Annotated in this window: 4 protein-coding genes; all 4 read right to left on the bottom strand. The window is 70.5% G+C overall.

Going from position 1 to position 4,878, the window contains the following annotated elements:
- Positions 1-149: 149 nt before the first annotated feature.
- Positions 150-1,451 carry a M50 family metallopeptidase gene (locus ACWGI8_RS39590; protein ID WP_453668287.1) on the bottom strand — a complete coding sequence of 434 codons (1,302 nt, stop codon included), beginning with the start codon at positions 1,449-1,451 and terminating at the stop codon, positions 150-152.
- A complete protein-coding gene (gene dxr, locus ACWGI8_RS39585; RefSeq protein WP_453668286.1) occupies positions 1,448-2,737 on the bottom strand; it encodes a 1-deoxy-D-xylulose-5-phosphate reductoisomerase in 1,290 nt (429 codons plus the stop codon). Before dxr ends, ACWGI8_RS39590 begins: the two co-directional genes overlap by 4 nt.
- A gap of 46 nt (positions 2,738-2,783) precedes the next feature.
- Positions 2,784-3,512 carry a hypothetical protein gene (locus tag ACWGI8_RS39580; RefSeq protein WP_453668285.1) on the bottom strand — a complete coding sequence of 243 codons (729 nt, stop codon included), beginning with the start codon at positions 3,510-3,512 and terminating at the stop codon, positions 2,784-2,786.
- A gap of 84 nt (positions 3,513-3,596) precedes the next feature.
- The gene (gene aroA, locus ACWGI8_RS39575; protein WP_453668288.1) at positions 3,597-4,829 is read right to left on the bottom strand and encodes a 3-phosphoshikimate 1-carboxyvinyltransferase; all 1,233 of its coding nucleotides are present in this window, start codon (positions 4,827-4,829) and stop codon (positions 3,597-3,599) included.
- Between the last annotated feature and the right edge of the window lie 49 nt (positions 4,830-4,878).

Genomic DNA, 4,878 nt, shown 5'->3' with positions numbered 1-4,878 from the left:
GACACCACACAGTGTCCGGCCGCGTCATTTCGCCTGGGGGTCCGGGGGTCGTCCCCCGGGTGAACACAGCGACTGGGGGTCCGGGGGTCGTCCCCCGGGTGAACACAGCGACCGGGGGTCCGGGGGTCGTCCCCCGGGAAAACACGGCGCTACGAGATCTTCACCGGGTTGACGATGTCGGCGACCAGCACGAGCAGCGTGAAGCAGATGAAGATCCCCGCCACCACGTAGGCGACCGGCATCAGCTTCGCGACGTCGAACGGTCCGGGGTCGGGCCGCCGGAACACCCTGGCGACATGGCGTCGCACGGACTCCCACAGGGCCCCCGCGATGTGCCCGCCGTCGAGCGGCAGCAGCGGCAGCATGTTGAACAGGAACAGGGAGAGGTTGAAGCCCGCGAGCAGCATCAGGAACGTCGCGACGATGTTCTGCGTGGGTGCGTCGAGGTTGAGCACCTCGCCGCTGATGCGCGCGGCGCCGACCACACCGACCGGGGAGTCGTCCTTGCGTTCGCCGTCGCCGAAGGCCGCGGCCCAGAGGTCGGGGACCTTGCCGGGGAGGCTGATGATCGACTCGACGCCGTTCTCGAACATGTCGCCCATGCGGTCCAGGGACTGGCCGAAGGTCTGCGGCACGATCTCGGTCCTGGCGGCGAAGCCCAGATAACCGGCGGGGACGAACTTGCCGGCGATGACCTCTCCGTCCGAGTCCTTGGCCGCCACCATGTTCTTCTGCAGCGTGGGGTGCAGGACCTGCTCCTGGCCGTCGCGTACGACGGTCAGGGCCGCCGGGCCGATGGTGGCCCGGATGCGCTCGGACAGCGTGCCCCAGTCGTCGACCCGCTCGCCGTTGAAGGCGACGATCTTGTCGCCCGGCCGCAGGCCCGCGGCGTGGGCGGGCGAGACCGGGTCGCCCTTCGCGCACGTGTCGCGCTTCTCGCTCTGCTCGATCACACACTTCTGGACGCCCGCGACCTCGGTCGTCTGGGTCGCGAAGCCGAAGGTCATCGAGATGCCGAGGAAGATCGCGACGGCGAGCACCAGGTTCATGAACGGGCCCGCGAACATCACGATGACGCGCTTCCAGGGCTTGCGCGTGTAGAAGAGCCGGGTCTCGTCGCCGGGCTGCAGCTCTTCGAAGGCCGCGGAACGAGCGTCCTCGATCATTCCGCGCCAGGGCGAAGTGGAACGGGCCTCGATACGGCCGTCCGGCCCCGGCGGGAACATCCCGATCATGCGGATGTAGCCGCCGGCCGGGATGGCCTTGATTCCGTACTCCGTCTCGCCCTTGTGCCGCGACCAGATGGTGGGGCCGAAGCCGACCATGTACTGGGGCACGCGGATACCGAAGAGCTTGGCCGTGGAGAGATGGCCGAGCTCGTGCCAGGCGATGGAGATGAGCAGTCCGACGGCGAAGAGCGCTATGCCGAGGACCGTCAACAGAATCGTCATGCGCGAGCCTCCGCCGTTGCCTTCGCTGTCTTTTCAGCCTGTGCTGTCTTCTCGGCCTGTCCGGCCAGTTCCCGTGCGCGGGCGCGCGCCCAGGTCTCCGCTTCCAGGACGTCCGACACCGTCAGCAAGGTTCCCCGGCCGGGGGTTCCGTGCTCGCCGACGACTGCCGTGACCGTATCCATGATTCCGTTGAACGGCAGCCGCCCCGCGAGAAACGCGTCCACGCATTCCTCGTTCGCGGCATTGAACACCGCGGGCGCCGTACCGCCCAGCTCCCCCACGTGCCGGGCGAGTCCCACGGACGGGAAGGCCACGGTGTCGAGCGGGAAGAACTCCCAGGTGGAGGCCTTCGACCAGTCGAAGGCGGGCGCGGCGTCGGGCACCCGCTGCGGCCAGCCGAGGCCGATCGCGATCGGCCCGCGCATATCGGGCGGGGTGGCCTGGGCGAGGGTCGAGCCGTCCGTGAACTCCACCATCGAGTGAACGTACGACTGAGGGTGGACGACGACCTCGATGCGGTCGAACGGAATGTCGTAGAGGAGATGCGCCTCGATGACCTCCAGGCCCTTGTTGACGAGGGTCGCGCTGTTGACCGTGATCACCGGGCCCATGGCCCAGGTGGGGTGCGCGAGGGCGTCCTCGGGGGTGACATCCGCCAGCTCGGCCTTGGTGCGGCCGCGGAAGGGCCCGCCGGAGGCGGTGACGACGAGTTTGCGGACATCGGCGCGGGTGCCTGCGGCCAGGGACTGGAAGAGCGCGGCGTGCTCGGAGTCGACGGGGATGATCTGGCCGGGCTTCGCCAGCGCCTTGACCAGCGGACCGCCGACGATCAGCGACTCCTTGTTGGCGAGGGCGAGCGTACGCCCCGCTTCCAGGGCGGCAAGGGTGGGGGCGAGGCCGATGGAGCCCGTGATGCCGTTGAGCACGGTGTGGCAGTCCGAGGCGGCGAGCTCGGTCGCCGCGTCGGGACCCGCGAGGATCCCGGGGAGCGGCTCGCCCGGCCCGTACTGCGCCTGGAGGGCCTCCTTGAGCGCGGGCACGACCTCCTCGCGCGCGACGGCGACCGTACGCACCCGCAGCCGGTGCGCCTGCTCGGCGAGCAGGCCGACCCGGCCGCCGGCCGCGGAGAGGCCGGTGACGCGGAAGCGGTCGGGGTTGCGCAGCACCAGGTCGATGGCCTGTGTGCCGATGGACCCGGTGGAGCCGAGGACGACGATGTCCCGGCGGCCTTCGGACGGATCGAAGACGATGTGCGGGTCGGCGAGGGGGGATGGGCTGTCGCTCATGCCCCCCATTGTGGCCGCATCCGCTGTGCGCCCGGACAGGGCGTCCCTATGCGCCCTTGCCGCCCCCTGCGGAGAACTTCTCCCACTGCGCCGTGATCACTTCCTCCGGGACTCCCCCGATGTCCTTCGTATCGGTGATCTCACCGCGGAAGGACAGCGTGGTGGAGCCGGACCGGACGATCGTGAGGTACTCGTACAGCTTCAGCTTCCCCTTCACGTCGAGGATGGTGAAGCGGTACGCCTTCGCCTCGTCGCCGACGGCGGGCGCCTTGGCCGGCTCGACCTTCAGATACTTCGCTTTCGCGATGGCGCGCACCTCGGTGAATCCCGTGGCGCACTTCTTGCCGGCGGTGTCGAGGGCCTTCATGACGCCGGCCGCGCCGTCGCCCGCGTACGAGCGCAGCTGGACGGTGACGGTGGTGCCGGTCATCTCGTCGGGAACGTCGACCTTGCGGTGCACCTCGGCGGCGGGGTGGAAGGACGTGGCGGCGGAGGCGAGGCTGACCAGGGGCTGACAGGTGGCGGGGTCGGCCGTGTAGTCCTCGCCCAGCGGTGTGCCGAGGGTGAACTCGGAGGCGGTGTACTTGCCGACCTTCTCGCCGTCGGTGAGGGCGAGGGCGGTAAGCTGCTTCTCGGTCAGCGCGCCGGCGGCGGGGGCCGCGGTGGGCTTGGCCCCGTCCCTGGGCTTGTCGTCCTGCTTCGCGTCGCCGCTGCAGCCGGCTGTGCCCGTCAGTACGGCACCGGCGAGTGCGACGGCGGCCGCGCTCCGCATCATCCGGTCTCTCTGGTTCCCCGCCCCGAACATCCGTGCCCCATCTCCGTGTTGACCGTGATCGACGCTCGATTGTGGGGCCGCGGGTCAGTTGCTGTCGAGAACCGTGGCGAAGACCTCATGGAACCCGGGGAACGTCTTGCGTACGCAGCCGGGGTCGTCGTACGTCATGCCAGGCGCCCGCAGTCCGGTGACGGCGAACGACATCACGATGCGGTGGTCCCCTTGGGTCGTGATCTCGGCCGCGCGGGGTGTGCCGGGCCGGATCTCGATCCAGTCGGGGCCGGTGGTGGCGGTGATGCCGAGACGGCGCAGGTTCTCCGCGCAGGCTTCCAGGCGGTCGCACTCCTTCACACGCGTGTTGCCGACGTCCTCGATGCGGACCGGTCCGTCGGCGAAGGGCGCCACCGCGGCGAGGGTGGGCATCGTGTCGGAGATGTCGCGCATGTTGACGGTGAGTCCGCGCAGCCGCCCGGTGCCGCGGACGGTGGTGCCGGCCTCGGTGACCCGGACATCGGCGCCCATCCGCGCCAGGACCTCGGTGAAGCGCAGATCGCCCTGGAGTGCGCCGGTGCCGAGGCCGGGGACGGTGATCTCGCTGCCGGGAGTGACGGCCGCGGCGGCGAAGAAGTAGCTCGCGGTGGAGGCGTCCGGTTCGACGGCGTACGTCGTGGCCCGGTAGCCGCCGGGCGGGACGGTGAACGTGTCGCCTCGCCGGGTCACTTCGACGCCGAAGGCCCGCATCATCGCGATCGTGATCTCGACGTACGGGGCGGAGACGAGGTCCGTGACGGTGATCCGCAGACCCTCGGCGGTGAGCGGCCCGAGCATCAGCAGCGCGGTCAGGTACTGGGAGGACTGGCCCGCGTCGAGGGTGAGTTCGCCGCCCTTGATGCCATGGGCGGCGATGCGCAGGGGGTGATGGCCTTCGGCCTCTTCGTGGCTGAGGTCCGCACCGAGGGTGCGCAGGGCCTCGGTGAGCGGGCCGAGCGGGCGACGGCGCATCTGCGGGGAGGCATCGAAGCGGTAGCTGCCGTGTCCCGCGGCGGCGAGCGTGGGCAGGAAACGGGCGGTGGTGGCGCCGTCCCGGCAGTACACATCGGCCTCGGTGGCCGCGGGGCCCTGTGGCCTGCCCTCGATCCGCCAGGCGCCCTGTTCCCGTGCCACGCGGTAGCCGAGGCGGGTCAGGCCCTCGGCGAAACCCTCGGTGTCGTCGGACACGAGGGGGCGTACGAGAGTGGTCGTCCCGTCGGCCGCGGCGGCGAGGAAGAGGGCGCGCGCGGTGACGGACTTGGAGCCGGGGATGTCGATGACGGTCACCGCGCCATCCTGCCGCCGGACGATGCCGCCGGACCGGGGTGTCCACCCC

It is taken from the genome of Streptomyces sp. NPDC054841, from assembly GCF_053611045.1.
Note: the sequence above shows the minus strand (reverse complement) of the source record. Positions and strands in the feature narration are given on the sequence as shown.

Excerpts from the sequence above, each read along its gene's own strand:
- ACWGI8_RS39590 (WP_453668287.1), bottom strand. The coding sequence starts at position 1,451 with ATGACGATTCTGTTGACGGTCCTCGGCATAGCGCTCTTCGCCGTCGGA.
- dxr (WP_453668286.1), bottom strand. The coding sequence starts at position 2,737 with ATGAGCGACAGCCCATCCCCCCTCGCCGACCCGCACATCGTCTTCGAT.
- ACWGI8_RS39580 (WP_453668285.1), bottom strand. The coding sequence starts at position 3,512 with ATGATGCGGAGCGCGGCCGCCGTCGCACTCGCCGGTGCCGTACTGACG.